This window comes from Candidatus Dedyshia acidiphila (genome assembly GCF_051025295.1).
In the GTDB taxonomy this organism is placed as follows: domain Bacteria; phylum Acidobacteriota; class Terriglobia; order Terriglobales; family Acidobacteriaceae; genus KBS-83.
In genome coordinates this window covers 14,009-37,864 of sequence record NZ_JBMGJV010000039.1, presented here as the reverse complement: position 1 = coordinate 37,864, position 23,856 = coordinate 14,009, and the positions used below count along the sequence as shown (strand labels likewise).

At 64.4% G+C, this 23,856-nt stretch carries 17 protein-coding genes; 5 read left to right on the top strand and 12 right to left on the bottom strand.

What is annotated here, in order from left to right; all coding sequences use genetic code 11:
- Positions 1-22: 22 nt before the first annotated feature.
- The 6 genes from AC5IJH_RS14740 to egtB all read right to left on the bottom strand — a co-directional run bounded on the left by AC5IJH_RS14740 (position 23) and on the right by egtB (position 7,535).
- Positions 23-583: a DUF2062 domain-containing protein gene (locus AC5IJH_RS14740; protein ID WP_491903589.1), complete on the bottom strand. Its 561-nt coding sequence runs from the start codon at positions 581-583 to the stop codon at positions 23-25.
- A gap of 250 nt (positions 584-833) precedes the next feature.
- Positions 834-1,955: a hypothetical protein gene (locus tag AC5IJH_RS14735; RefSeq protein ID WP_491903588.1), complete on the bottom strand. Its 1,122-nt coding sequence runs from the start codon at positions 1,953-1,955 to the stop codon at positions 834-836.
- 330 nt (positions 1,956-2,285) lie between these two features.
- Positions 2,286-4,460, bottom strand: a complete 2,175-nt coding sequence (locus AC5IJH_RS14730; protein WP_491903590.1) for an alpha-galactosidase — start codon at positions 4,458-4,460, stop codon at positions 2,286-2,288.
- A gap of 116 nt (positions 4,461-4,576) precedes the next feature.
- Positions 4,577-5,065, bottom strand: coding sequence for a GNAT family N-acetyltransferase (locus AC5IJH_RS14725; RefSeq protein WP_491903587.1), 489 nt, complete (start codon positions 5,063-5,065; stop codon positions 4,577-4,579).
- A gap of 164 nt (positions 5,066-5,229) precedes the next feature.
- Positions 5,230-6,222 carry an L-histidine N(alpha)-methyltransferase gene (gene egtD / locus AC5IJH_RS14720; RefSeq protein WP_491903586.1) on the bottom strand — a complete coding sequence of 331 codons (993 nt, stop codon included), beginning with the start codon at positions 6,220-6,222 and terminating at the stop codon, positions 5,230-5,232.
- A complete protein-coding gene (gene egtB, locus AC5IJH_RS14715; RefSeq protein ID WP_491903585.1) occupies positions 6,219-7,535 on the bottom strand; it encodes an ergothioneine biosynthesis protein EgtB in 1,317 nt (438 codons plus the stop codon). The genes egtD and egtB overlap by 4 nt, the downstream gene beginning before the upstream one ends.
- Positions 7,536-7,946: 411 nt before the next feature.
- Here egtB and AC5IJH_RS14710 point away from each other — a divergent pair, with 411 nt between their 5' ends.
- Genes AC5IJH_RS14710 through AC5IJH_RS14700 form a run of 3 tightly spaced genes read left to right on the top strand, consistent with a single transcriptional unit; the run spans position 7,947 to position 14,172 of the window.
- Positions 7,947-8,633 (top strand): DUF5666 domain-containing protein, encoded by a 687-nt coding sequence (locus AC5IJH_RS14710; protein ID WP_491903584.1) that lies wholly within the window; start codon positions 7,947-7,949, stop codon positions 8,631-8,633.
- The gene (locus AC5IJH_RS14705; RefSeq protein ID WP_491903583.1) at positions 8,630-12,076 is read left to right on the top strand and encodes a TonB-dependent receptor; all 3,447 of its coding nucleotides are present in this window, start codon (positions 8,630-8,632) and stop codon (positions 12,074-12,076) included. The genes AC5IJH_RS14710 and AC5IJH_RS14705 overlap by 4 nt, the downstream gene beginning before the upstream one ends.
- Positions 12,076-14,172 (top strand): VWA domain-containing protein, encoded by a 2,097-nt coding sequence (locus AC5IJH_RS14700; RefSeq protein WP_491903582.1) that lies wholly within the window; start codon positions 12,076-12,078, stop codon positions 14,170-14,172. The genes AC5IJH_RS14705 and AC5IJH_RS14700 overlap by 1 nt, the downstream gene beginning before the upstream one ends.
- A 262-nt stretch (positions 14,173-14,434) precedes the next feature.
- Here AC5IJH_RS14700 and AC5IJH_RS14695 read toward each other — a convergent pair whose 3' ends face one another.
- On the bottom strand, positions 14,435-15,064 hold the full coding sequence (locus AC5IJH_RS14695) for a hypothetical protein (RefSeq protein ID WP_491903581.1): 630 nt from the start codon (positions 15,062-15,064) through the stop codon (positions 14,435-14,437).
- A gap of 162 nt (positions 15,065-15,226) precedes the next feature.
- Here AC5IJH_RS14695 and AC5IJH_RS14690 point away from each other — a divergent pair, with 162 nt between their 5' ends.
- Positions 15,227-15,790: a hypothetical protein gene (locus AC5IJH_RS14690; RefSeq protein ID WP_491903580.1), complete on the top strand. Its 564-nt coding sequence runs from the start codon at positions 15,227-15,229 to the stop codon at positions 15,788-15,790.
- On the opposite strand, the gene AC5IJH_RS14685 is transcribed toward AC5IJH_RS14690, so the two are convergent.
- From AC5IJH_RS14685 to AC5IJH_RS14665, 5 genes are all read right to left on the bottom strand, one after another.
- On the bottom strand, positions 15,768-15,947 hold the full coding sequence (locus AC5IJH_RS14685) for a C1orf53 family protein (RefSeq protein ID WP_491903579.1): 180 nt from the start codon (positions 15,945-15,947) through the stop codon (positions 15,768-15,770). The two genes, AC5IJH_RS14690 and AC5IJH_RS14685, sit on opposite strands and share 23 nt — an antisense overlap.
- The gene (locus tag AC5IJH_RS14680) at positions 15,940-20,538 is read right to left on the bottom strand and encodes a DEAD/DEAH box helicase (protein WP_491903578.1); all 4,599 of its coding nucleotides are present in this window, start codon (positions 20,536-20,538) and stop codon (positions 15,940-15,942) included. Before AC5IJH_RS14680 ends, AC5IJH_RS14685 begins: the two co-directional genes overlap by 8 nt.
- Before the next feature lie 96 nt (positions 20,539-20,634).
- Entirely contained in the window at positions 20,635-21,459 is an 825-nt protein-coding gene (locus tag AC5IJH_RS14675) for a HEAT repeat domain-containing protein (RefSeq protein WP_491903577.1), read from the bottom strand.
- A 4-nt stretch (positions 21,460-21,463) separates the two neighbouring features.
- A complete protein-coding gene (locus AC5IJH_RS14670; protein ID WP_491903576.1) occupies positions 21,464-21,904 on the bottom strand; it encodes a hypothetical protein in 441 nt (146 codons plus the stop codon).
- Between the two features lie 84 nt (positions 21,905-21,988).
- Positions 21,989-23,149 carry a glycoside hydrolase family 27 protein gene (locus AC5IJH_RS14665; protein ID WP_491903575.1) on the bottom strand — a complete coding sequence of 387 codons (1,161 nt, stop codon included), beginning with the start codon at positions 23,147-23,149 and terminating at the stop codon, positions 21,989-21,991.
- Between the two features lie 223 nt (positions 23,150-23,372).
- Here AC5IJH_RS14665 and AC5IJH_RS14660 point away from each other — a divergent pair, with 223 nt between their 5' ends.
- Positions 23,373-23,840 carry a ferritin-like domain-containing protein gene (locus AC5IJH_RS14660; RefSeq protein WP_491903574.1) on the top strand — a complete coding sequence of 156 codons (468 nt, stop codon included), beginning with the start codon at positions 23,373-23,375 and terminating at the stop codon, positions 23,838-23,840.
- Positions 23,841-23,856: the final 16 nt, after the last annotated feature.

Here is a 23,856-nt window from a genome sequence, read left to right as displayed (position 1 = left end):
TTTTTTTACCGAATTTAACAACTCACGGCACTGCTGGTCGTGAGCGCACCAATGTTCTGTGCCGCCGCATCAGCAGCACAAGAACCCGCCGCAGGTACATCGCGAGCACCGGCATCATCACTGCCGCGATCAGGCTCCAAACGATCAATGCGTGCCACTCCCACTTCCAGATCTCATGGAAGAGCCGCATCGGATGATGACTCAGGTGCTCGAGCTGCCTGCGATCCATCGGCAGCTTGCCGGTACGGAACAACATCACGCCCAGCTCGATGAAGGGCAGAAACAGTAAGAGGTGCAGCGGCGCCACGAGATGTGTTCCGACCAGCGATGCCACCTTGCTGAGACGGAACATCCACGCCAGCAGGAGCACGAGAATGGTCGTCAACCCGACCGACGGGTTGATGCCAACCACCATGCCGAACGCCAGGCTCCATGCCAGCCTTCGCGGTGTGACCCCACCCCGCAGCGCACGCAGCAACGGCCGCAGCACGTGGCAACGAGCCCACTCGCGCATGAATTCGGGAACCAGCACACAAGCTAGGACGCCGCGCGGCACCAACTGGTGGCCGCCGGCCGATCCCACGTGCGAATCGCCTGGTTCTCTTGTTTGGTCGTGCAGGCAGGCAATCCGGCCCTGAGCGACCCGGAGCGCTTGAGCCTACCTCGACCTCAGCTCAAGCCAGGGTCTGCCTGTTCGGGCATCTGCGTGGGAGAGCCCGCTTCCGTCGGCCAGACCCGCGATGCGAAATCGCCACACCGGAACAGAGCACAACGACAGACACATTGGAGGTACGCAGGGGCAGCCATGAATTCTCTGCCACCTTGCGAGGTAATTACCTCGGGCTCGATGTATCAGATGCCGCAGGAACAGTCAGCTTTTTCCGAAGGTCCGCTACGATCGCGTCTGCCCATGTTTGATACTGCGCGCCCTGATCTCTATCCCCCGTCCAATTGAATAGGGTACGTATCTGAAATGAGTAAACAAAGAACTGCTTTGTGCGGTGTGATTTCAGAGGAGTAAAGCCCTGCGGCAGTACTCCTTCTCCAAGTTTGTAGCCACTGATTGTCAGAATCAGCGAGTAATCGGGCGCACGCTTCATAACAAAGCCATAAGTTCCAATTGCTGGACCCGTTGTGAACGCAAGTTGGGTTCCACGTGGGAACTGCGAGACCTTTGGTAGCCATGTGTCCCGTGGAATGACAGAATCGTAATGGAGCGGGAGCGTGTCGGTCAGAGACAGCCAGTCTTCGATTGTATAGTCCTCCGGTTCGGGTACAAGCAGCGGTGCGGCCCCAGTTGCAGCAACATGGCCGGCGCTTGCGGAGAAGGTAACTGGCGGATTCGCAACGTCGAAGATCAATTCAGACGAATAGCACTGAAGCAATCGAGCTAAATAGCTAGAGAATTCGTGCGGGTCCTGCGGCGCCTCTGCTATTCCTCGGAGTCTACTGAATGTACTTGACAACGGATCCGAGAGGCTTGCATCCCATGCGACTCCGAGGCCCCTATCCGTCTCTTCGACCGGAATCTCGACAAAGAAGCTGTCTTGTCTGCGCAGTGAGACGCGGCTACCGCGGTAGAGCTGCCCCATCACCTGTTTCGTGCCACGGTTGACGTGTCCTGTCAACCGATCTACGGCATCCTTTTCGTCACCTAATTTGCTCTGCAGACCCGAAAGCTCCGTGCTGGCATCGCTCACTTGGCGGTCAATTTTGCCTGCGTTTTCGAGAATCGCTCTTTGGCTGTCCACCACCTTCTGTTGAAAAGCTGCTTGCGACCGCGTACTGCTGAAACTTGCGATCAGAGATAAAAGAGAGCCAATGAGTGTTACGCTGCCAGTCCACACCGCAACCTTTTTGTGTTTTTTCCAAGTGGCAGCAATGAACGTGCAAAAGGCAGCCACGAAAGTGATAATTGCGCCGATCTTGTCTAGGTTTGTCCAAATCCAGGGCATACGAGGTGCAGCGTATAGGGACTCGAACCGATTCTCAAGCAAATCTCTCTGTTTTCCCATTTCGGAGCGCACCCAAGAGGATCGCCTAAGTTGTTTGACGTACCCACCTACCCGCATTCGCTACACTGGAAATAGAGCACAACTCCAGGCACGAGTCAGACGCGCAGCGGCGAATGCTAATTCCTTCCCGGAGAGATCTTTGCGAGTAACTCCCGTGAATCACCACACTTAGCCGCCCCGTGGCGGCTAAGTGTGCGTCCAGCATCGACTTACCCCGAAACCCCGGTGCGGGGAGGGGGGAGGGGTAGGTTGGTGCAGCCACCCACCAACTCAGCGAACCCGCTCGAGCACAACGGCCGTGCTGTCGTAGTCGCCGTGGAGCGTTAGCTCCAGGCCGTGATGCATCCAGTAGCTGCCCGAGGCCTCGGTCTGCGGATTGCGCACCTGCTTCGCATCGAGCGGATGCAGCCGATAGAGCGCCTGCGGATCCAGCCCGGCCAACCGCACCAGCGGATACGGATCGCCGAAGTTCGACGAGTGCAGGTACGCGAAGACGACTGCATGCGTGCCGTCCTCGGATACGTATTCGGTCGCGGCCCGCTCGCTTGGCGCGCCCGGACGCGACGGCGCGACCAGCCGGTACTGCGCGCCCTGCTGCACCGTCGGCCGGATCGACTTGTAGAACGCGACCAGGTCCTTGCTCGTCGCCATGTCCTCCGGCGTGAAGTGGTTCAGGTTGGCTCCGATGCCGAGCGAGCCCTCCATCGCGACCAGGAAGCGGAACTTCAGCGGCGTCTGTCGCGTCGGCTGCGGATCGGTGACCCACGCCATCATCACGCCCGGCGTGTACGCATGCGTAAAGCCGTCCTGCAGCGACAGCCGGTCGAGCGCGTCCGTGTTGTCCGACGGCCAGACCTCGACCGTGCGCCGCAGGATGCCGAGATCGACGCGGCCACCGCCACCCGAGCACGATTCGATCTCAAGCCCAGGGTGCTTCGCCCGCAGCCGATCAATGATCGCGTACAGATTGTTCACGTACGCAACGTAGATCTTCTTCTGATCCGCGACCGGCACTGCATCCCAGCCCGGCTCCGCCCAGTTGCGGTTGTAATCCCACTTCAGAAAGTCGATCTGATTGTTCGACACCAGCTTGTCCAGCCAGTCGAACGTGTACTCCATCACGTCCGGCCGCGCCAGGTTCAACACCAGTTGGTTGCGCCCCTCGGTCCGCGGCCGACCGGGAAAGTTCATCGCCCACTCCGGATGCTTGCGATAGAGATCGCTATCCGGATTCACCATCTCCGGTTCGACCCAGATGCCGAAGTCCATGCCGAGCTGGTGCACGCGATCGATCACCGGCTTCAGCCCGTGCGGGAACTTCTCCTGGTTCACGTACCAGTCGCCGAGGCCGGCGTGATCGTCCTTGCGCTGTCCGAACCAGCCATCGTCGATGACGAACCGTTCCACCCCGAGCGCCGCGGCCTTCTCGGCCAGCGCGATCTGCCCCGCCTCGCTGACGTTGAACTCCGTCGCCTCCCACGAGTTGTAGAGCACCGGCCGCAGCTTCGGCTTGGGCGCGCCCGGCAGAATCACACCCTGCTGGAAGCGGTGCAGAATGCGCGACGCCTCGCCCATGCCGCCGCTCGTGAACCCGCCATAGAACGGCGGCGTAGTCAGCGACTCACCCGGCTTCAGCCGATACCCGAAGTCGAACGGGTTGTAACCGCCGGTGATACGAACCTGCCGAAACGACGTCTGCTCGAGCGTCATGCGCCAGCTTCCACTCCAGCCCAGCTCGCCGAAGTAGACCGGCCCCGACTCCTCGCTGCCGCCGCCTGGTCCCTCGAGCGCGAACCACGGATTGGCCTGGTGGCTGGTTGAGCCGCGTCGGCTCTCGAGCACCAGGCTGCCCGTCTGCAACGGTGCCGAGTGCAACTGCCACTCCCCGGACCAGCGCCCGGTCAGCCAGTGCGCGATGTAGTCCTGCCCGCTGATCGCGTCGCCGGTGCGCGGCAGGCTCCACGTCGCGCTCTCCGCCTGCTCGAGCGTGACGTCTTCCTGGGTGCGGTTCTCGATGGTGGACCAGCGCTCGAGCACGCCCTGTCCGCTGTAGACCTTGTAGTAGAGGTGCACGGTGAGCGGCTGCTTGATATCCCGCAGCGTGATGTCGAGCGTGCGGCTGTTGGCGTCCTCGGTCTGGTGCTGGTCGACGTAGGTGAGCACCACGTCTCGGTTGCCGCTGGCGAAGGTCGCCTTGAGCGCCGGCTCGGTGTAGAGCTCGCTGCCCCAGCCCGCATACTCCTGCGGCGTCGTCGTCGCGGACACGTCGAAGGAGGACCACTCCGGCAGGCTGTGCGCGGCAGGGAAGTCTGCGGCCCGCGTGACGCGTGGGCCCCAGTAGATGGCCTGCAACCCGCTGCGATCGTTCACCCCCATGGCGTAGGTGAACTCGCCCGCCTGGATCACCCACACCTTGGTGTCGGGGCGGAAGTCGATGCTCGGCATCGCCGCCTGCGCGAGTGCGGCGGCAGCGGTCGTGAGTGTGAGCAGCGTGGCAGAAGCAAGGCGGGTGCGCAGAGACACGGCGTGGGTCCTCCGAAGACGAGTGCCAGTGTAACGGCTTACGTGCGCGGCGTCTCGATGGTCCCGGCGAGGCTTCGCAGGGCCGGCCCGGTGACGCGCATGATGCGCCACGACTCGAGCATGACTGCGCCGCGGCTGCGATAGAAGTCGATCGCCGGCTGATTCCAGTCGAGGACGTCCCACTGCAGGCGCGCACAGCCGCGTTCGACTGCGGTTGCCGCCACGGCCTCGAGCAGCGCCTTGCCGATGCCGTGGCCACGATGTGACGGAACGACAAACAGATCTTCGAGATGGATGGACGCGCCACGCCAGGTCGAGTAGATCGGGAAGTAGATGGCAAAGCCGGCAGGCTCGCCGTTGTCGTCGGCGATGAGGCACTCGAACAGCGGCTTCGCGCCGAAGCCATCGCGACGCAGATCGGCTTCACCAAGCAGCACAGCCTCGGGCTCGCGCTCATACTCGGCGAGCGCACGGACGAGCATCAGGATTGTGGGGATGTCGGCTTCGCTTGCGTGACGGATCTGCATAGTCGAATGGCAGGAGTGTAGCTGAGCAAAGCAAGGGGCGGCATGTGCCGCAGTAGGCGGGCGGCGAAACGTCCAACGTTCTATTCAGCCTCCGGTGATACTTAGAGTGGCTGCGGACAGTGAAAAGCCCCGCCGGGATGCGGCGGGGCTTTGGACTCAGCGGCTTAGTGAACGCGTGCGAGAAAGACGCCGAACCAGTGCTGCGGGTCGGTCCACACGTCGGCCACATGGAACCCGGTCTGTGACAGAAGCTGGCGCATGCCATCCACGGTGAACTTGTAGCTGTTCTCGGTGTGAATGGTCTCGCCGCGGCGGAAGCTGACCGACAGATCGAGGGACGGGATGGTCACTTCGTGAGCGATCAGGCTCTCCAGGTGCATCTCGATCCGTGACTGTTCACCATTCCAGCGGACCTTGTGGCGGAACTTGATCAGGTCGAAGTCCGCGCCGAGTTCGCGATTGATACGCGTCAGCACGTTGCGATTGAACGCAGCCGTGACGCCGCTTGCGTCGTCGTAGGCGGCGATGAGAGTTGGGACGTCCTTGACCAGGTCGACGCCAAGCAGCAGCAGGTCGCCGGGGGAGAGCTGGTTCGAGATGCTGCGCAGCAGTTGGCGCCCGTCCAGCCGCTCGAAGTTGCCGAAGCTCGAACCGATGTAGAGCACCATGCGTCGTGTCCCATTTGCAGGGATCTGGCCGAGACCGTCGGTATAGTCAGCGACCTGCGAGGAGAACTGCACCCCGGGGATGGTGGTTAGGTGCTGACGCGCGGCGTCAAGCGCAGACGAGGAGACGTCGATCGCGTGGTACGGAACTCGCGCCTGGCGACGTGCGGCCGCGCTCAACAGGAGGCCGGTCTTGGTCGCGGTGCCTGCGCCAAGCTCGATGAGGCTGAGGTCGCGCTGCAGCCCATTTGGGGTGGGAGCCGCGGCGGCTGCGAGGATCGAATCGGCCTGTTCGGCAAAGATCGCGCGTTCTGTGCGCGTGACGTAGTACTCGTCGAGTTCGGTGATCTGTTCAAACAACTCGGAGCCCTTCTCGTCGTAGAAGAGCCACGGCGACAGACTGCGCGGACGTGCGGAGAGCCCGCGCAGGACCTCCGCGCCCATGGGCGTGCAGGCGGCCTCGTTCAATACGGGCCGGCTCAGTGCGTTCATACGGAGAGTGCTTTCCCCTGGGTCAGGATCGGGACAGCCGGGCTGTCCTTGGCAAGGCGAATGCCAGCAAACTGCCAGCGGGTCGCAGGTGAGAAGAAGTTGCGATAGGTGGAGCGGATGTGAGACCGCGGTGTGACTGCCGAACCGCCGCGGAGCACCATCTGGTTGCACATGAACTTACCGTTGTACTCGCCGAGCGCACCATCGGGCGCGCGGTAGCCGGGATAGCCGAGATAGGCGCTGCGTGTCCACTCCCAAACGCCGCCGTAGACCTGCTGCAGCCGTGAACCGCTGCGGATAGCCGCTGTTGGGTGGAAGCTTTCGCTCTCGAGCAGGTTCGCAGCCTCCGGTGCGGCTGTCAGTTCCGAAGCGACAGCGTACTCCCACTCCGCCTCGGTCGGCAGGCGATGACCGGACCACCGAGCGAACGCCTCCGCTTCGAGATAGCTCACATGACAGACGGGCGTGCCGGCGAGTTCGCTCAGCGGGCGCAATCCGCGCATGGTGAAGACCATCCACTCGCCGTCGGCCTTGCGCCAGTAGAGCGGGGCCTCCCAGTGCTGGGCCTGTACGGTGTCCCATCCCTCAGAAAGCCAGAGATCGGGACGCGCGTAGCCTCCGTCGTCGATGAAGGCGAGGTATTCGGCACAGGTCACTGGACGAGTGGCAAGTGCGTACGGTTCGAGGAAGACGGTGTGACGCGGTGACTCGTTGTCGTACGCGAAGTCCTCGCCCGCATGGCCGATGTCCTTGAGGCCGCCCTCGAAGGAGACCCAGTCCAGCGGCGCTGCTTCACCGGCCAGGCTGCCGCCCTCGGTGTAAACGGGGTGCAGTGGATTCGACCAGAAGGCATTCTTGATGTCGTAACAGAGCAGCTCCTGATGTTGTTGCTCGTGATGAATGCCGAGCTCGATACGGCGTGCTGCCTCGTCGTCCAGTCCGGAGAGCGCAAGCTGTTCGATCGCCTCTTCGACATGCTCGCGATAGGCCAGGATGTCCGCGAGGCTGGGCCGGGAGAAGGAGGCGCGCAGCTTCTTCTCCGGCTGCACGGAGACATCGTTGTAGTAGCTGTTGAACAGCCAGACGAAGTCAGGGTTGATCGGGCGGTAGTCAGATAGGTAAGGGCGAAGGACGAAGGTCTCGAAGAACCAGGTGGTGTGGGCCAGGTGCCACTTGGCGGGACTTGCCTCAGGACAGCTCTGCACCATCATGTCTTCCGCAGTCAGCGGCGTACAAAGGGCAAGACTCTGCCGGCGCGCGGCGCGGAGTGCAGGAAGCAGGCCAGGCGTAGTGATCTCTACTGCTGTTGCCATTCGGTTTCCGGAACCCTCGGAATAGGAACTCATGCAGTCGTCCGCCGTTGCTCGCACAGCCTAGCACTTCCCCTTGACTGGCTGAACAAAGCCGAGTGGCTGGAGAGTGCAGAGGGCCGACAGAGATGGCCGAGGCTGAACAAAGCGCCTGAGATTGGACGCGCCAGACCGGCAATGAGTGACATCGGACAGGATGTCTTTTGCAATCCCGCAGTTCCGTTTTGACCTCCTGTTGTAGGAACCTCTGAGAGATGCAGTCGGGCGGCGCAGGGATGAGAAGAAGTGACCCGAAGCGGTCGATTTGACGACGCGCAATGTGCGGCGGCGGATTCATCCGGCCGTCAAGGGAACATGCCAAACCCTGGCACCGCGTCCTTTCGAGGCACATCCTCGTCTATGGAGGCACTAAGGATGCAGAAGAGATGGCTTCCGGAAGCATCGTGGCGCCGGGTGGTGATGGCGTTGGCCCTGTGCGGGCTCATCGTCGTGTTGCCCGTGCGCGGGCAACAGGATCAGGAAGATGATCAGGGTTGGGCGCAGTTCTCTCGCGACAGCACACTGCGCGGCACCGTCGAGGCGAGCACACCGCACGGCAAAAATGAGGGGTCCCTGGCAGTGAAGACAGATGCAGGCGTGCCCTGGCAAATCCTGTACGGAGTCAATACACGGCTGATGCGCGGCCGCGACCCAGTGCGCGCGGCCGATATTCAGACCGGCGACATGGTATTCGCTGCGGGCAATGTGGACGCGAAGAAGCACTCGGTGGGTGCGGCCATCCTGATTGATATCCCCGCCGAAGAGGTGCGGAAGGCGCGCGAGGGCCTGGGCAAGACATGGAGCGCCGGGAAGATTACGGCGATTCGCGGAACACGCATTGAGGTGCATCGGCTGGACGGCGTGGATCAAACGATTGCGGTGGACGAGAACACCTCCTTCCGCGAGAAGCGCGACGCTGTGACGCTTGCCGACCTGCAACCAGGTCGGGGATTCAGAGCAGAGGGACAAGTGGTCAACGGCGTGTTCACCGCGACGACGTTGACTGTCTTCGACCTGAAGGGACACGAACCATGGCTGGACGCAGGCGCAGAGGCCCGATGAAGCGGACCGGTTCAGCGGCAGCGCTGCTGCTCGCAGTGCACCTGCCTGCGTGGGCGCAGGCAGCGCCGCCTGCGCCGCCACCAGCGCAGGCTCCCGCCTTGTCTGCTCCGGACGCGTCTGTCACTGCCCAGCCGGGAGCCGGGGGCACCGTGACGGGTGTGGTGAAGTCCGGCCCGACACCGCTGCCCGGCGTGACCGTGACCGCGAAGAACACGCTGACCGGGCAGCAGTTTGTGACGGCGACCGATGCAGGCGGCGCGTACACGTTGCACATCGATGTGGATGGCCGGTACGTGATCCGGGCCGAGTTCGCCGCCTTCGCCGCGGCCACGCACGAGGTGCTGCTGCATGGTGGCGCAGCATCGGCCGCCGCCGACTTCGGCCTTGTGCTTGCATCGCGCGAGCCGGCCGAGCAGTCGGGGCCGCGGGGGCCAGCCGCGGGCGGCTTCGGCCCGGCTGGGGCAGGCACTCGCAATGGCGGCGGCGCACGGCAGTATGCGGGTGGCGGTGCGCAGAACCTGGGACTGCTGGCTGGCGCCCTGGGAGCGACTGCGGGCGGCGAAGGCGGTGGGGCCCCCGCGGTGCCCTCGGCTGCGCAGAACAGTGACTTCTCGAGTGAGTCCGTCGCCGTCACCGGCCAGAGCGGTACGAGCAATCCTTTCGCCGGCATCAACCAGGACCAGATGCGCGACAACATCGAGAACATGCAGCAACAGCAGACTCTCGCGCAGATTCCAGGGCAACGGCAGGGCGGCAACTTCGAGGGCTTCGGCGGCGGTGGCGGAGGACGCGGCGGCTTTGGTGGTGGACCGGGTGGTGGGGGACCGGGCGCTGGGCGCGGGTTCAACTTCCGCCGTTTCAACCCGAGCCGCCCGCACGGCGCAATCTTCTACACCGCGGGCAACAGTGTCTTCGACGCGAAAGACTTCGCTTTGCGCGGGCAGCCGGTCGGCAAACCCGCCTATAGCTCCAACCGATACGGCCTGATCTACGCCGGCGCGCCGTACATTCCTCACCTGATCGACAACGACAAGAAGGATTTCCTGTTTCTGTCGCTGATCGGGAATCGCACCTCCGCCCCGTTCGATGAATACGGCACCGTCCCCGATACGTTCGAACGCGACGGGAACTTCTCTGCGGCGGGCCAGCCCACGATCTACGATCCGTCCACGGGGCAGCCCTTTGCCGGCAATGTGATCCCGGCCAACCGGATCAGCCCGCAGGCTGCGGCGCTGCTGGGCTATGTGCCGCTGCCGAATATCAGCACCGCCGCCGTGACTGGCAATCGGCAGAACTATCAGCGGCTGACCACAGCGACCACCCACACGACGCAGGTTGGCGTCCGCTACAACCGCAGCTTCGGCAGCGGCACAGCGATCTCGAGCATGCTTCGACAGTTCACCGGTGCCAGCGCTCCGGGTGTGCAGCACAGCGTGAACGCCAACTTCAACTACTCGCATAGTGCATCCGACCAGTTGAATCTGTTTCCCGAGCTCGGCGGCTCCGAGCAGGTGCACCAGTACTCTGTGCAGGCGGGCTACACGCTCAGCCGCAACCGGCTTACCCATACCATCAGCGCCAGCCTGAACCGGACAGATACGCAGCTTGCCAACCTGTTCACCAATCGCGAGGACATTGCGAGCCGGCTCGGCATCCATGTGCTGAATGGCGCGGCCGTGAATCCGATCAACTACGGCCTGCCCAGCGTCACGCTGGTCCAGTTCTCGGGGTTGAACGAGCAGCAGCCGAACTCGCAGGTGAACCAGTCGATCGGCATCACGGAGTCGAGTTCGTGGGTGCGCGGCAAGCACAACGTGAAGTTTGGCGGCGACTACAAGCGGGTGAACCTGAACACGATCGGACAGACCAACTCGACTGGCACCTTTATCTTCACCGGCCTGATTACACAGCAGCCGGGCTCGAGCACCCTTAACGGCACAGGCACAGATCAAGGCAATGGACAGCCGCGCACTGGCTCGTCACTGGCAGATTTCCTGTTGGGCACGCCGCAGCAGACCACCCTGCAGGCTCCCTACCAGAAGGCCTACTTACGCGAAAATGTGTACGACCTGTTCGTGCAGGACGACTGGCGCCTGCGCTCGAACCTGACCGTGCTTGCCGGGCTGCGGTGGGAGTACTTCTCACCGTATGGGGAGAAGACCAACCGGCTCGCAACGATTGACCCCAGCCGCGACTTCACCCAGGTTGCGACGGTGCTGGCCGGCGGTGTCGGTCCGTTCACCGGCAGCTATCCCGACTCGCTGATTCGCCCGGACCGGCGGAGCTTTTCTCCGCGCATCGGCTTCGCGTGGCGTGCGGCGCACAACCTGGTGGTGCGCGGCGGCTACGCCATCAACTACGCGAACGGGCAGTATGTGAACTTCGTGCAGAGCCTTGCCTTCCAGCCGCCGTTCGCGGATGTGCAGACCAATCAGGCGACACAGGGCGCAGACATCACACTGGCAAACGGATTTGGCACGCCGCAGGCCACCGGCAACTACTCGGTGAACAAGAATTTCCGGCTGCCTTACGTGCAGGTGTGGAACATCGACGTGCAGCGCACGCTGCCGGCAGGCATCGTGCTGAACGTGGGCTATAACGGGGCGAAGGGAGCACGGCTGGACGTGCTGACCGCACCGGGCCGGACGAGCGACGCATCGCTCAGCGGTGCATATTACAACTACTCGGATTCGATCGGCTTTTCTAACTACAACGCGGGCACGGTTCGTCTGCGACGCCGCATGCAGAGCGGTATCGCACTCGGCGCAACGTACACCTACTCGCATGCGATCGATGATGCGAGCGCGATCGGCGGCAATGGCGGCACCACGGCTGTGGTCGCGCAGAACTGGCAGAACATCCGCGCTGAGGAGTCGAACTCCTCCTTCGATATACGTCACAACGTCAAGGGCGATTTCGTCTATGAGCTGCCCTTCGGCCCGGATGCGCACTTCCTGACCAGTGGAAGCTGGGGCTCGCACCTGCTGGCGAACACGTCGGTATCGGGCAGCTTTGGCTTCGCCACGGGTGAGCCGCTGACGCCGCACTTCGTGGCGAACATTGCCGATGTGGCGCGCGGCAGCACCGGGTCGCTTCGGCCGAATCGCGTCAGCGGCACATCGCTGACCGCGGGCGGCGGCAGGCTGAACCGCTGGTTCAACACGCAGGCCTTCAGCAGCGACTTCGCGGCGGGCCAGGTGTATGGGACGGCGTCGCGCTACTCGATTCCGGGGCCGGGCACGGTGACCTTCGATACGTCCTTGTCCAAATCCATCCGCTTTGGCGAAATGCGCAACCTCGAGATGCGGGCCACGGCGGACAACGTGTTCAATACCGTCCAGTACGCAGGCGTGGACACCAACCTCGGCTCGAACACCTACGGACAGGTGACCGCGACCGCCGCACAGCGCAAGATCACCTTCGTCGCGAGGTTCCGTTACTGATGCGCGCTCCCGGAGTGCTCTCTATCCTTCTGCTGGCCATGCTGCTGCCTGCGGCTATTAGCGCCCAGCAAACGCCCGCGCCGTCGAGCGATACGAACACACCGACCCAGAACAGTTACGTTCTTAAGGTGCAGAGCGATCTCGTGCTCACGAACGTTGTGGTGCGCGATCGCAAGACGGGCGCAGTCATCGAGGGGCTGACGGCGAAGGATTTCACAATCCTTGAGAACGGCAAGCCGCAGACGATCCAGACGTTCGACTTCCAGAACATCGACAAGGCGGCGCCGCTGAACGAAGCGACCGTGAGCGGCCGCGAGGGCGCGATCCTCAACACGAGCCGCGCTGCTGCTGCCACGGCTGCCGGGGTCGTGACAGGCGATGCGCTGCGCAACCACCGGCTGATCATCCTGTTCTTCGACCTGACCTCGATGCAGCCGGACGATCTGACTCGCTCGGTCGAGGCGGCGCGCAACTACATCAACCGGCAGATGCAGCCGGCGGACCTGGTGGCCGCTGTGTCGCTGAGTGCATCGCTCAGCGTGGACCAGGACTTCACTGCGGATAAGCAGCGGCTGCTCACTGCCGTGACCAGGTACGGCGGTGGGCAGCAGAACGGCTACACGCCGGGCGCCAACGCAACCACCAACCAGGTGGAAGACGCGGGCAGCTACACGCCGGACGAGAGCGAGTACAACGACCTCAACACGGATCGCCAGCTCTACGCGATTGCCGAGATTGCCCGCTCGCTCGGGTCGATCAACCAGAAGAAGTCACTGCTTTACTTCTCGGGCGGCATTCAGCGCGACGGCATTGAGAACCAGGCGTCGCTGCGCTCGGCGGCGAACGCGGCGGTGCGGTCGAACCTGGCGATCTACAGCGTGGACACGCGCGGGCTGCAGGCGATCTCGCCGCTGGGCGATGCGTCGACGGGCTCGATCCGCGGCGTGAGTGCGTACAACGGCGGCGCGTTCCAGAACAACCTCGATGCGAACTTCAACTCGCAGGAGGTGCTGTCGACGCTGGCTGCGGATACGGGTGGCCGGTTCTTTGGCGACTCGAACGACTTCGCGCCTGCGTTCCAGGCGATGGAGCATGACACGGCCGAGTACTACGTACTCGGCTTCAGCTCGAGCAATCCGGCGCGCGACGGGCGCTATCGCAAGCTGCAGATCCGGGTGAACCGGCCGGATGTGAAGCTCGAGTTCCGGCCGGGGTATTACGCGCCTGCGGACTACCAGCACTCGAACCGCGAAGACCGCGAGCGGCAGTTGACCGAGCAGCTTGAGAGCGATCTGCCGGCTACCGATGTGCCGGTGTATCTTGCTGCGTACTACTTCCAGGTCGGCGGTGGCCGGTATTACATCCCGGTGTCGCTGATCGTGCCGGGCTCGCAGATCCCGTTTGTGAAGGGCGGCGATCGCGACAAGGCGACGATCGACATCATCGGCGCGGTGAAGGATGCGGCCGGGCATCCGGCGGGCGATATCCGGCAGACGGTGAAGCTGGCCGTCGATCAGCAACAGCTGGTTTCACGCAAGAACGTGCAGTACACGACCAGCTTCACGCTTCCGGCGGGCAAGTATCACCTGAAGTTCGTGGTGCGGGAGAACGAGACGGGTCACATGGGCTCGTTCGAGACCGATATCAATGTGCCGGACCTGAACAAGGCGCCGGTGAAGCTGTCGTCTGTGGTGCTGGCGAGCCAGCGGCAGCCGGCGCCGGGCAAGAGCCGCGAGGTGGACCCGCTGATCCAGGACGGACAATTGTGGGTGCCGAACGTTGCGCACGTGTTCCGGCAGGATGGGCACCTTTACCTGCTGTACGAGGTCTACGGGCCATCGAAGGGAGCGGCGGGGCAGACGCAACAGCCTCGGTTGCTGACCTCTATCGAGTTTCTCTCCGGCTCGAAGAAGGTATTTGAGACGCCGCTGATTGAGGCGACCAAGCTGACCGACCCATCGCGCAACGTGGTGGCGTTCCAGTTCGACGTGCCGCTGAAGGACCTGAAGCCGGGGCAGTACGTATGCCAGGTGAATGTGATCGACGATCGCGCTGGCTCGTTCAGCTTTCCGAGGACAGGCTTGCTGGTGCGCTAAGGGGGGACCTTCCCCCCCTCCCCGAACCCGGGTCTGGAGCTTATCTGTCACATGCGCAGGCACTTAGCTCCAGCGAGGCCGCTAAGTGTGGTCATTCATGGGAGTTACTGGCAAAGATGTCTGAGCAAAGGAGTTAGCGATGGCCGCACGGGCCAGCAAGCCAGCTCTTTCTCAACCCCTAATACCAGTGTAGCGAGTTCCGAAGGAAGATAAGCCACCGTTCTGGTGGCGTGTTGGAATTGCTTCCCGATTCGGAAGTGAGCTACTGGCACAGCGCGGTGTGTTGCATGGCGTCGAGCAGTGGGGCCGTGTCGAAGACGGCGCTAGCCGCCGGATCTTTGCGATGTGCGTCGCCGATACGGAGCTGGGGCAGGGAGCGAAGGTAGCCGAGGAAGAACGCGGGCCCGTCCAGGTTCCGGCTGTCCATGCCAGGGTTGCGGTAGCGCAGATTGCCGGAGGGTAGCTGCTCCCAGTCGCGGCGAAAGGGCTTGCTGGTGATGTAACCGACGAAGCGCATGTCGAGCGAGAGGGTAGGGTTCTGCGGCGGGAACAGCTCTGTATTTGTGCGGTGGAATGGAGCAGGGAAGCTTTGGTCCGTCACCCCACCAAAGTTGACGAACAGACTGACAGTGCGTTTCCGGTTGAGTTCTGTGCACTGGATGGTGAGGGTGGGGGGTGGAGTGGCGCTGCCGGCGACCGACGATGCGATCAGGAAGAGGCGCGCATAGCGGGTGCCTGAGGGAGCGTGATGGCCTTCGAGGATGGAGACAGACGGGCTGAGCGGCCGCGGTATGTCTGCTGACGACGCGGGCGTGGCCTCCTGCGCTGGCGCACTGCACAGCGCACCGCCGATAGAGCAGAGGACTGCTACGCGAAGAGCGAAGGTGTGCACGGACCGGACCTCGAAGAAAGCATGCAGAGTGGAATTGGGCGTGAGGGTACCGCGGGAGAGTTGTGCCGACAAGGTGTTTCCGCGACTATGGCGCTTTGACATTGCGACGGTTATGGCCGCGGGCTAGAGTGATGGCGCTGTCCGAGATATGGAGGGGCTGTCATGAGGGCACGAGCGATACTGCCGTTGCTGATGCTGGCGTGTGTGTCCGGCATCGCTGCGGAGCCCGGCATCGATACGGTGGCGGCGTATGCGGGCACCTGGTCGGTGCAGATCGATCATCTGGACACGGCGCACAGCAAGACGTCGCACGAGACGAACACGTTGAAGAATGATTGCTGGCGGAGCGCGCCGTACCTGGCCTGCCGGCAGACCGTGGATGGGGATGCGAAGGCGCTGCTGGTGTTCACCTACGATGCCAAGGCCGATCGCTACACCAGCTATCCGATTCCTGCGGATGGCAGCGGTGCGGGCAAGGGCGCGCTCGAGATTCGCGGGAATGTGTGGACGTTTCCGTGGCAGGTGCCTGACGGCGCGACGACGACGTACTACCGCGTGGTGAATACGTTCACCACGCCGGACACAATCGAGTTCCGGCAGGAGTATTCGACCGACCAGCAGAGCTGGACGGTGATGGCGCGCGGCCATGAGAAGCGGATTGCGAAGGCGGCTGTGCTGATAGCGGCGCCGTTGGTGAGCAGCACTAGCGGCGCGGCGGGACGTTGATGTGCTGGTACGGGCAGTGGCGGCAGGCGGAGCCGCAGCAGGTGCCGCGCTTGAGATGCCACGCAGCGGTGAAGACCATGTACGGACCTTCCCAATAGTAGTCCTCGCCTTCGCGTGGTTTGGGTGGTGGTGCGTCCTGGCGCGGCGGCTCAGTCATGGCCGAGGGAGAGCTGCGCGGGCGCCGCGGCTTCGAGCAGAGAGGGGTCGATGGTGAGCACGGGGCCTGCTGCATCGTCGCGCAGGGCGTGACCGCTGCGGAAGCTGACGGTGCGGCCGGGGATGGCGGCCGGGCGCTCGCCGGGAACGACGATGCTGACCAGGTTGGCGGGATCGCAGGCGGAGATCGTTACTGCGGCGGTGTCCTGTGAGGAGCGGCGCGACTGGCGGAGGGAGTCAACGGCCTGGGGCAGCGCGAACTGCTCACCGGGGAAGCCGGAGAGGAAGCGACCGCCGCGCACGATGCCGCGCGCCTCGAGGCGACGGAACATGCCGAGCAGGTCGCGCCAGCGGGGCATGTTGGTTTCGCGCTCCAGCAGGTCGCGGAAGACGATGCCGTAGCGCCAGAGCAGGACGAGGGCGGCGGATTCGGCTTGCTGCTCGCGGCGTTGCGCGTCAGCGAGGGCGGTGGCCTGGCGAGCGTCGGTGGCGCTGAGCGTGCTGTCGAGCACGGGCGCGGGGGCGACGAGCAGGCTCCAGCGGCCGGCGGTGTTGCGGGCGCGCTGCGTCGTGCCCCGCATGCGGAAGGGCGTGCTGCTGGTGGACTTGCGGCGCGGATCGATGAGGGCGCGGAGGCTGTCGTAGCCATCCGCGGTGACGAGGCCGGCGGCGACCAGCTCCCAGAGGGCGTGATGCAGTTCGGGCAGCGTTGCGCTGAGCTGGCGGCTGAGGTCGGCGGCAAAGGCGGCACCGGCCTGCTCGAGCTGCGAGCGAACACGTAACGCGAGGGGTGACAGACAGCAGGCGAGGGCGGATTCCGGCAGCTCGCGCGCGCGGAGACAGCCGTCCATCCAGTGCGCATCTTCGCGCAGGAAGAAGGTGATGGGGGCCATGCTGGTGGGCACGACGCGACGGGGCGCGCCGCTCTCCGGCGCGTGGAAGGCGGGGTGCGGCGAGACGCGGCCCCAGCCGACGACGCCGGCCATGCAGAGCGTGTCGAGCCAGCGCGGATCGTAGTTGGCGACGCGCTGGGGGAGGAGCGTGGTCTCCCACTCGATGGCCGGGGCTTCGAAGCCTTCGAGCTGGCGGAGTGCATCAAGCACGCCTTCTTCGCCGGTGAGCTGCGTTTGCGGTGCGAGGTGTTGCCAGCCGAGGAGCCAGTCCATGTACTGCGCGGGAGCGACGGGCTCGATCTGGCGGCGCAGGGAGTGGATGGTGCGCTTGTGAATGCGCTGCAGCAACCGCCGCTCGCACCACTGGACTGGCCGTTCGGGCAACGGAGCCGGTGGCTCGTGTTGTGGGGCTTGCTCCCGGTGGTCGCTCGCGTCTGGTGTGGTGTCAACAAGGTCGGGGTCGAAGTCGCCGCGGAGGATGGTGCCGTGCGACTCCATGGCGAGCAGGGCGTTCGAGACGGCGGCCGTGTCGAGGCTGAGGTAGCTCGAGAGCGAATCGGCGGTCTGCGGGCCGAGGATGGAGAGCCAGGCGTGCAGCGCCTTTTGTAACAGCGGCAGATCGGGATTGGGTGAGAGCAGGTTGGCGCGGTCGTCGCGGCGCTCGGCCGCGAGGATGTGGGCGGCGGAGTCACCGCTATCGAGCGCGCGGGAGTGGCGCAGGAGGCGCTCGAAGAAGAGATTCCAGCCGTGGGCGCGCGGGTGGTCGAGCAGCGATGCAGGCACGAGGATGAGCGAGTGGAGCAGGTCGTGCAGTTCGTGCTCGTCGCGGATGTCTGGCCAGCACTCGTCGCGAACACTGCGGATGGCTTCGGGATCGAGTCGGCCCGCTTCGCCGAGCAGGGCATCGGGCACCATGCCGCGCATGTTGACGGCGCGGGCGCGGCGCTCCTCGGCGGGGGCGTCGTCGAGGAAGGCGTAGGGGTTGGCGTTGAGCAGGCCGTGCGAGAAGACGGAGGGCACGGTGGAGTCGACGGCGAGGCAGCGGATGGCGCCGGAGTCGATCTTCGCGAGCACATCGATGAGGCCGGCGAGGTCCATGGCTTCGCCGAGGACGTCCTTCATGACTTCACGGATGAGCGGGTGGCTGGGGATCTCGATGTCGCCTTCGATGTTTTCGAAGCACGCGGCGGCCTGGGGGAAGACGCTGGCAAGCAGGTCTTCGGTGCGGGTGCGCTGGATCTGCGGGGGCACCTTCTTGCCCTTCTGAAACCGTAGCAGTTGCAGACTGCGGGTGGCGTCCCAGCGGAAGCGTGTTTTGAAGATGGGCGAGGCGAGCGAGGCCTGTTCGAGCAGCTCGGTGACGGTGCTGGTGGTGAGGAACTGGAAGACGTCGGCGAGAGGGAAGGAGTGCTGCTCGGCGAGCGAGATGTTGAGTCCGTTGTCAGTGGCGGCGGCCTGGAGCTCGAAGTTGAAGCCGCGGCAGAAGCGCTTGCGCAGGGCGAGTCCCCAGGCCTTGTTGATGCGGCCGCCGAAGGGGGCGTGCAGGATGAGCTGCATGCCGCCGCCTTCGTCGAAAAAGCGCTCCGCGATGATGGTGTCGAGCGTGGGGACGGTGCCGAGGACGGCGCGGCCGGCGACGACGTAGGCGATGAGCTGCTCGGCACCGGCGTCGTTGAGGCCGCACTCGTCCTTGAGCCACGTCACCGTGGCGGCGACGTGTGGGTCGGTCTGCGACAGGTAGCCGGGGACGAGGCCGCGGGTCCGCTCGTCGAGGTCGCGGCGGAGGTCGCTGATCCAGCGGGAGAGCTCGGGTGTGCGCTGCGGGGCTTCGCCGCGCCAGACGGGAACCGAGGGTGGCTGGCCGTGCGCGTCTTCGACGTAGAGCTTGCCGGCGCTCTCGATGGCAGAGACGCGCCATGAGGCGTTGCCGAGCTGGATGACGTCGCCGACGGAGGACTCGATGGCGAACTCTTCATCGAGGGTGGCGATGGGGATGCCGTCGGGCTGGAGGATGACGGAGAAGATGGCGGTGTCCGGGATGGTGCCGCCGTTGAGCACGGTGATGGAGCGTGCGCCGCGGCGGGCCTGCAGGCGGCCGTGGACGCGATCACGCAGGATGTAGGCGCCGTAGCGGCCGCGCGAGGACTCGATGCCGTCGGCGAGCAGGCAGAGCAGCTCATCGAACGTGCTGCGCGGCAGTTGCTGATAGGGGTGCGCGCGGGTGACGAGCGCGTAGAGGTCGTCTTCCTGCCAGGGCTCGGCGGCGCAGACGGCGACGATCTGCTGCATGAGCACGTCGAGTGGCTCGGGCGGGAGCTCGAGCTGATCGAGCGCGCCGGCGCGCATAGCCTGGATGAGCGCGGCGAGCTCCATGAGGTCGTCGCGCGTGGTGGCGAAGAAGCGCGCCTTGGGCGTGGCGCCGCGCCAGTGGCCCGCACGCCCGGCACGCTGCAGCGCGGGTGCGAGCGCGCGCGGCGTGTTGAGCTGGATGACGAGGTCGATGGCACCGATGTCGATGCCGAGCTCGAGCGAGGCGGTGGCGACGAGGAGCTGAATCTCGCCCGCCTTGAGGCGGCGCTCGGCTTCGAGGCGAAGCTGGCGGGAGAGCGAGCCGTGGTGGGTGGCGACGTTCTCATGCCCGAGTCGCTCGCCGAGTTGGAAGGCGAGCCGTTCGGCCATCGAGCGGGTGTTGACGAAGACGAGGGTGGAGCGGTGCTCGCGCGCGAGCTCGGCCATGCGGTTGTGGACGTCGACCCAGATGGCGTTGGTGGTGATGGAGCCGAGCTCTTCGCTGGGGACTTCGATGGCGAGGTCGAAGTGACGGCGGCGGCCGACCTCGATGATGGCACAGTCGCGGTGACGTGATCCGGTGAGGTAGTCGGCGACGAGGGTGATGGGGTTCTGCGTTGCGGAGAGGCCGATGCGCTGGGGGACTCGCCGTCCTGGCGGCGGAGCCTGCGGCTCGTGCAGTGCGGTTCGCTCACGATGGTCGCTCACGTCCGAAGTTGTGGGAGAAACGGACGTGGGCGGGCTGAGGGCCTGTTCCGCGGCAAAGCCTGTAATGAAGGAGCCCGGGGCGAGGCGGTTCTCGCCGCAGACGAGCGCGTCGAGGCGCTCGAGCGAGAGCATGAGGTGCGCGCCGCGCTTGTCGTCGGCCATGGCGTGAATCTCGTCGACGATGACGGTGCGCACGCGGGCGAGGTTCTGGCGGCTCTTCTCGGCGGTGAGCAGGATGAAGAACGACTCCGGTGTGGTGACGAGGATGTGGGGTGGCTGGCGGAGTTGCTGGCGGCGTTCGGCGGGCAGCGTGTCGCCGGTGCGGACGGCGGAGCGGATGGGCGGGCAGAGGTAGCCGCGCTCGAGCGCGAGCTGCTGGATCTGCTGCAGAGGCTCTTCGAGGTTCTTGCGGATGTCGTTCGAGAGCGCCTTGAGCGGCGAGAGGTAGACGACCTCCGTGTGCGGTTCGAGCGTGCCGGCGAGGGCTTTGCGGAAGAGCTGATCGATGCAGATGAGGAAGGCGGCGAGCGTCTTGCCGGAGCCGGTGGGAGCGGAGATCAGGGTGGGGCGGGCAGCGAGGATGGCGGGCCAGCCCTCGATCTGCGGCTCGGTGGGTGTGCCGAAGCGGCTGACGAACCACTCGCGAACGATCGGGTGGGCCCAGGCGAGGGAATCGGCGGCAGCGGGGACAGCGGACAGCATTGGGGTATTGTAGCGCTCGGCTTCGGCGTTTCTTCGCCTAAGGGGGAACAGGGATTGACCAGCAGGAGCAGGAAGGCGTCCGAGCTGGGCCGCTGCTCAGTTAAACGGTGTCTGGCCTTGTGCGCGGCTCATGCGAAGCGCATGGGCAGCGGATGGCTCGAGGTACTTGTCGACTGCCGACTGGGCGGCTGGTGTGTCGAAATAGACAAGTGACCTCGCGATCGTACCTGCTTCGCTGCGGGGTGCTTCCGCACAGGCGCGAACGATATCTGGCACAGCATCGGTTACGTTAAGTTCCGCCAAACCCATGGCTGCCTGAGCCTGGATCAGGATGTTATCCAGGGCCAAGGCTTGCTTCAGTATTGGGATAGCGCGCGGGTCGTCTGCACTGCCGATGAAAACGATGGTGGCCATCATCTCGTAGGTCGCGTACTGGAAGGCGTCTTCGAGAGACATCTTGTGATTGTTCGCCCAGATAACGAACCTTGCGGATGGAGCCGTCTTGATTGCCGCCCCGTTCTCGTCGTACGCGAAGGGCGTCGGTGGCGGATCGGTGAGTACCCGGTGTGCGTGTTCAGAGAGAAAGTCCCAGTACGGTCCGTCCTTGACACCGAGCCTGAGCAGGACGTTCGCGACTTTCGCCTTGGTGAAGCCCGGGTACAGATCGTCTTTCGGTTCGCCAGGCTTGTCGAACAGTCGCCGCAGCAGGGGGACCGAGGTAGTAACGTGGCAGCGCGCCATGGTTTCCAGGTCCACCGGGGCAATGTCGTTTGGGTCGTGAAGTCTGGCGATGGCGGCTGGTACCGCGCTCGTGCAATCGTTCGCCGGCACCTGCGCAGTTGGCTGCTGTGCGGGAGAGGGAAATGCGAGACACGCTGCCGCCATGAGCAGGTTTATGAACCGAAGCAGCGCCAGCTTCATTTCTCTAGAGGTCGTTGCTGGTGTCGTGCTGCTTGTCGCGCTTCATGGTGGGGGGCGGCAGGGTGCGCCAGAGCGAGTGGTCGTACGTGGCGGCGGTGAGCGTCTTGTGATCCATCTTGAACGTCATCGGCGCCGGTGTGGGCTGCTTGTCGACGGGGTCGAAGGTCAGCTTGATCAGGTCGCCCTGATGAGTCCAGTGGGCGAAGCTCGTGATCTCGTGCTCGGCGTCGGGCGATTGCGCGAGGGTGGCGGAGCCGTCCTCGCCGAGGCTGAGCGTCATGGTGTGATGGCGGGTGGCGAACTCACCCTCACGCCCCTGCACGCGCGTCTCACCCTTCGAGCGCGTCTCGCCCTTGTAGGTGCCGGTGTACTTCGAGAGATCGTCTTTCGCGAAGGCGACCGCAGGCAGGCAGGCGAGGAGCGCGAGGGTGAGCAGCCGTTTCATGCGCCTATCCTACCCCGGGTCGCCTCCGTTGCCAGCAAAAAGCGGTGTGAGATGTGACGTTTGGATGTCCAGTCGCAGGCTGCGCTAGCGCGAGACGCGCAACAGGACGACGCCGTGCGAGGGGACCTTCCAGGGGCCGTTGCCGGTGTCTTCCGGGCTCCAGATGTTGTGGATGTGGCTGGCGTTGTGGATGCCGAGGGCTTCGGTCGGGATCGCCATCTCTTCTTCATCCGTGCCGCGGTTGAAGAGAGCGACGGCCAGCGAGCCATCGGCGAGCGGCTTCGACCAGACCTCGAACGGGCCGTTGGCGCTGACCCGGTCGCCCTGTTTGCCGAGCGGGTCCTGGTCGATCGCGATCACATCCTTGTTAAGCAGGATGGACTTCGTGTCAACCGACATCTGCGACAGGTCGTTGCCGGCGAGCAGCGGCGCGGCGAGCATCGCCCACAGGCTCATGTGGGTGCGGTACTCGGTGGAGGTCATCTTGCCGTTTCCGACTTCCAACATATCGGGGTCGTTCCAGTGGCCGGGCGCGGCGAAGGGCGAGAGGCCGGCCTGAGCGAAGCCGATGTTCGACATGCTCATGTAGTTGTCCTGGATATCGTCGGTGGTGCGCCATGAATTACCGCCGACGGTGGGACCCCACTTCCACACGGAGCCGAAGCCGTACTGGCAGAGCGAGTAGAAGATGGGGCGGCCGGTGGCCTCGAGCGCGCGATGCATTTTGTCGTACGCGGCGCGCATCATCTCGTACTGCTTGGCCTGGTCGTTCGGCGCCGTGGAGCGCATGATTTCGTTGTAGCTGCAGAGGTCGTACTTCAGGTAGTCGATGCCCCAGGCTGCGTAGGTCTTTGCGTCCTGCTCTTCGTGCTGATAGCTGCCGGGATAGCCGGCGCAGGTCTTCGGTCCGGGCGACGAGTAGATGCCGATCTTGAGGCCCTTCGCGTGCACGTAGTCGGCGAGCGCCTTCATGTCGGGGAACTTGCTGTTGGTGGTGATGTTGCCCTGGGCGTCGCGCTTGCCTTCCCAGGTGTCGTCGATGTTGACGTAGATGTAGCCGGCATCCTTCATGCCGCTGGAGACGATGGTGTCGGCAGCGTGGCGCACGTCGGCGTCGGTGACGTGGCCGGCGAAGTGATTCCAGCTATTCCAGCCCATGGCGGGGGTGGCGGCGAGCTTGGACTGGGCGTGCGCGGAGATGCAGGAGAGGGCGAGCAGAGAGAGCGAGAGAAGAGTCCGGCGCATCGTTCGGTGTCCTTTTTGTAACGGCTTACACCTTACGAAGCTAACCCGAGGGCGTCAAGACTCACGGCGTGTCCGGAGGTGGTGTGGGGACCGGCAGCATTGGCGGCCGGGCCGTGAGCGCCGGGCGCGAGTCGGGTGCTGTTTCCGCCCAGAACGCACCGGGCGTTCTCTGGCATGCTAGGTGTGTGCCGCTGCAAGTTCAATCCCAGGCGGCTGGAGACTTATGCCCGCGAATGAAAGCACGACCGTGACCCGCGAGACGTTGATCGAACTGCTGAACGAGGACCTGTCGCGCGAATACCAGGCGATTATCTCGTATGTGAACTACTCCCAGGTGTTGAAGGGTGCGGCGTACATGAACATCGCCGACGAGCTGGCCGTGCATGCGAAGGAGGAGCTGGACCATGCGCTGCAGGTGGCGAACCATGTGGACTACCTGGGCGGTATGCCGGCCGTGACGCCGAAGCCGGTGCGCACGTCGGAGAAGGCGGAAGACATGCTGCGCTTCGATCTTGAGAATGAGACCGAGACGATTCGGCAGTATCGCCGCCGGATCAGGCAGGCCGATGAGCTGAACGAGTTCGCGATTGCGGAGAGCCTGCGCGAGATCATCGTGCAGGAGCAGGATCACCTGGTCGCGCTGGCAACGGCGTTGGGCATCGACCCGCCGAACGTCGGGATTGCGGACTAAAGGCGCTGACCAAGCA

What these genes read in the sequence shown, in the direction of transcription:
- AC5IJH_RS14685 (WP_491903579.1), bottom strand. Translation starts at nt 15,947, where the DNA reads ATGACTGAGCCGCCGCGCCAGGACGCACCACCACCCAAACCACGCGAA.
- egtD (WP_491903586.1), bottom strand. Translation starts at nt 6,222, where the DNA reads ATGAACGCACTGAGCCGGCCCGTATTGAACGAGGCCGCCTGCACGCCC.
- AC5IJH_RS14660 (WP_491903574.1), top strand. Translation starts at nt 23,373, where the DNA reads ATGCCCGCGAATGAAAGCACGACCGTGACCCGCGAGACGTTGATCGAA.
- AC5IJH_RS14710 (WP_491903584.1), top strand. Translation starts at nt 7,947, where the DNA reads ATGCAGAAGAGATGGCTTCCGGAAGCATCGTGGCGCCGGGTGGTGATG.
- egtB (WP_491903585.1), bottom strand. Translation starts at nt 7,535, where the DNA reads ATGGCAACAGCAGTAGAGATCACTACGCCTGGCCTGCTTCCTGCACTC.
- AC5IJH_RS14735 (WP_491903588.1), bottom strand. Translation starts at nt 1,955, where the DNA reads ATGCCCTGGATTTGGACAAACCTAGACAAGATCGGCGCAATTATCACT.
- AC5IJH_RS14725 (WP_491903587.1), bottom strand. Translation starts at nt 5,065, where the DNA reads ATGCAGATCCGTCACGCAAGCGAAGCCGACATCCCCACAATCCTGATG.
- AC5IJH_RS14690 (WP_491903580.1), top strand. Translation starts at nt 15,227, where the DNA reads ATGAGGGCACGAGCGATACTGCCGTTGCTGATGCTGGCGTGTGTGTCC.
- AC5IJH_RS14665 (WP_491903575.1), bottom strand. Translation starts at nt 23,149, where the DNA reads ATGCGCCGGACTCTTCTCTCGCTCTCTCTGCTCGCCCTCTCCTGCATC.
- AC5IJH_RS14675 (WP_491903577.1), bottom strand. Translation starts at nt 21,459, where the DNA reads ATGAAGCTGGCGCTGCTTCGGTTCATAAACCTGCTCATGGCGGCAGCG.
- AC5IJH_RS14680 (WP_491903578.1), bottom strand. Translation starts at nt 20,538, where the DNA reads ATGCTGTCCGCTGTCCCCGCTGCCGCCGATTCCCTCGCCTGGGCCCAC.
- AC5IJH_RS14700 (WP_491903582.1), top strand. Translation starts at nt 12,076, where the DNA reads ATGCGCGCTCCCGGAGTGCTCTCTATCCTTCTGCTGGCCATGCTGCTG.
- AC5IJH_RS14670 (WP_491903576.1), bottom strand. Translation starts at nt 21,904, where the DNA reads ATGAAACGGCTGCTCACCCTCGCGCTCCTCGCCTGCCTGCCTGCGGTC.
- AC5IJH_RS14730 (WP_491903590.1), bottom strand. Translation starts at nt 4,460, where the DNA reads ATGCCGAGCATCGACTTCCGCCCCGACACCAAGGTGTGGGTGATCCAG.
- AC5IJH_RS14705 (WP_491903583.1), top strand. Translation starts at nt 8,630, where the DNA reads ATGAAGCGGACCGGTTCAGCGGCAGCGCTGCTGCTCGCAGTGCACCTG.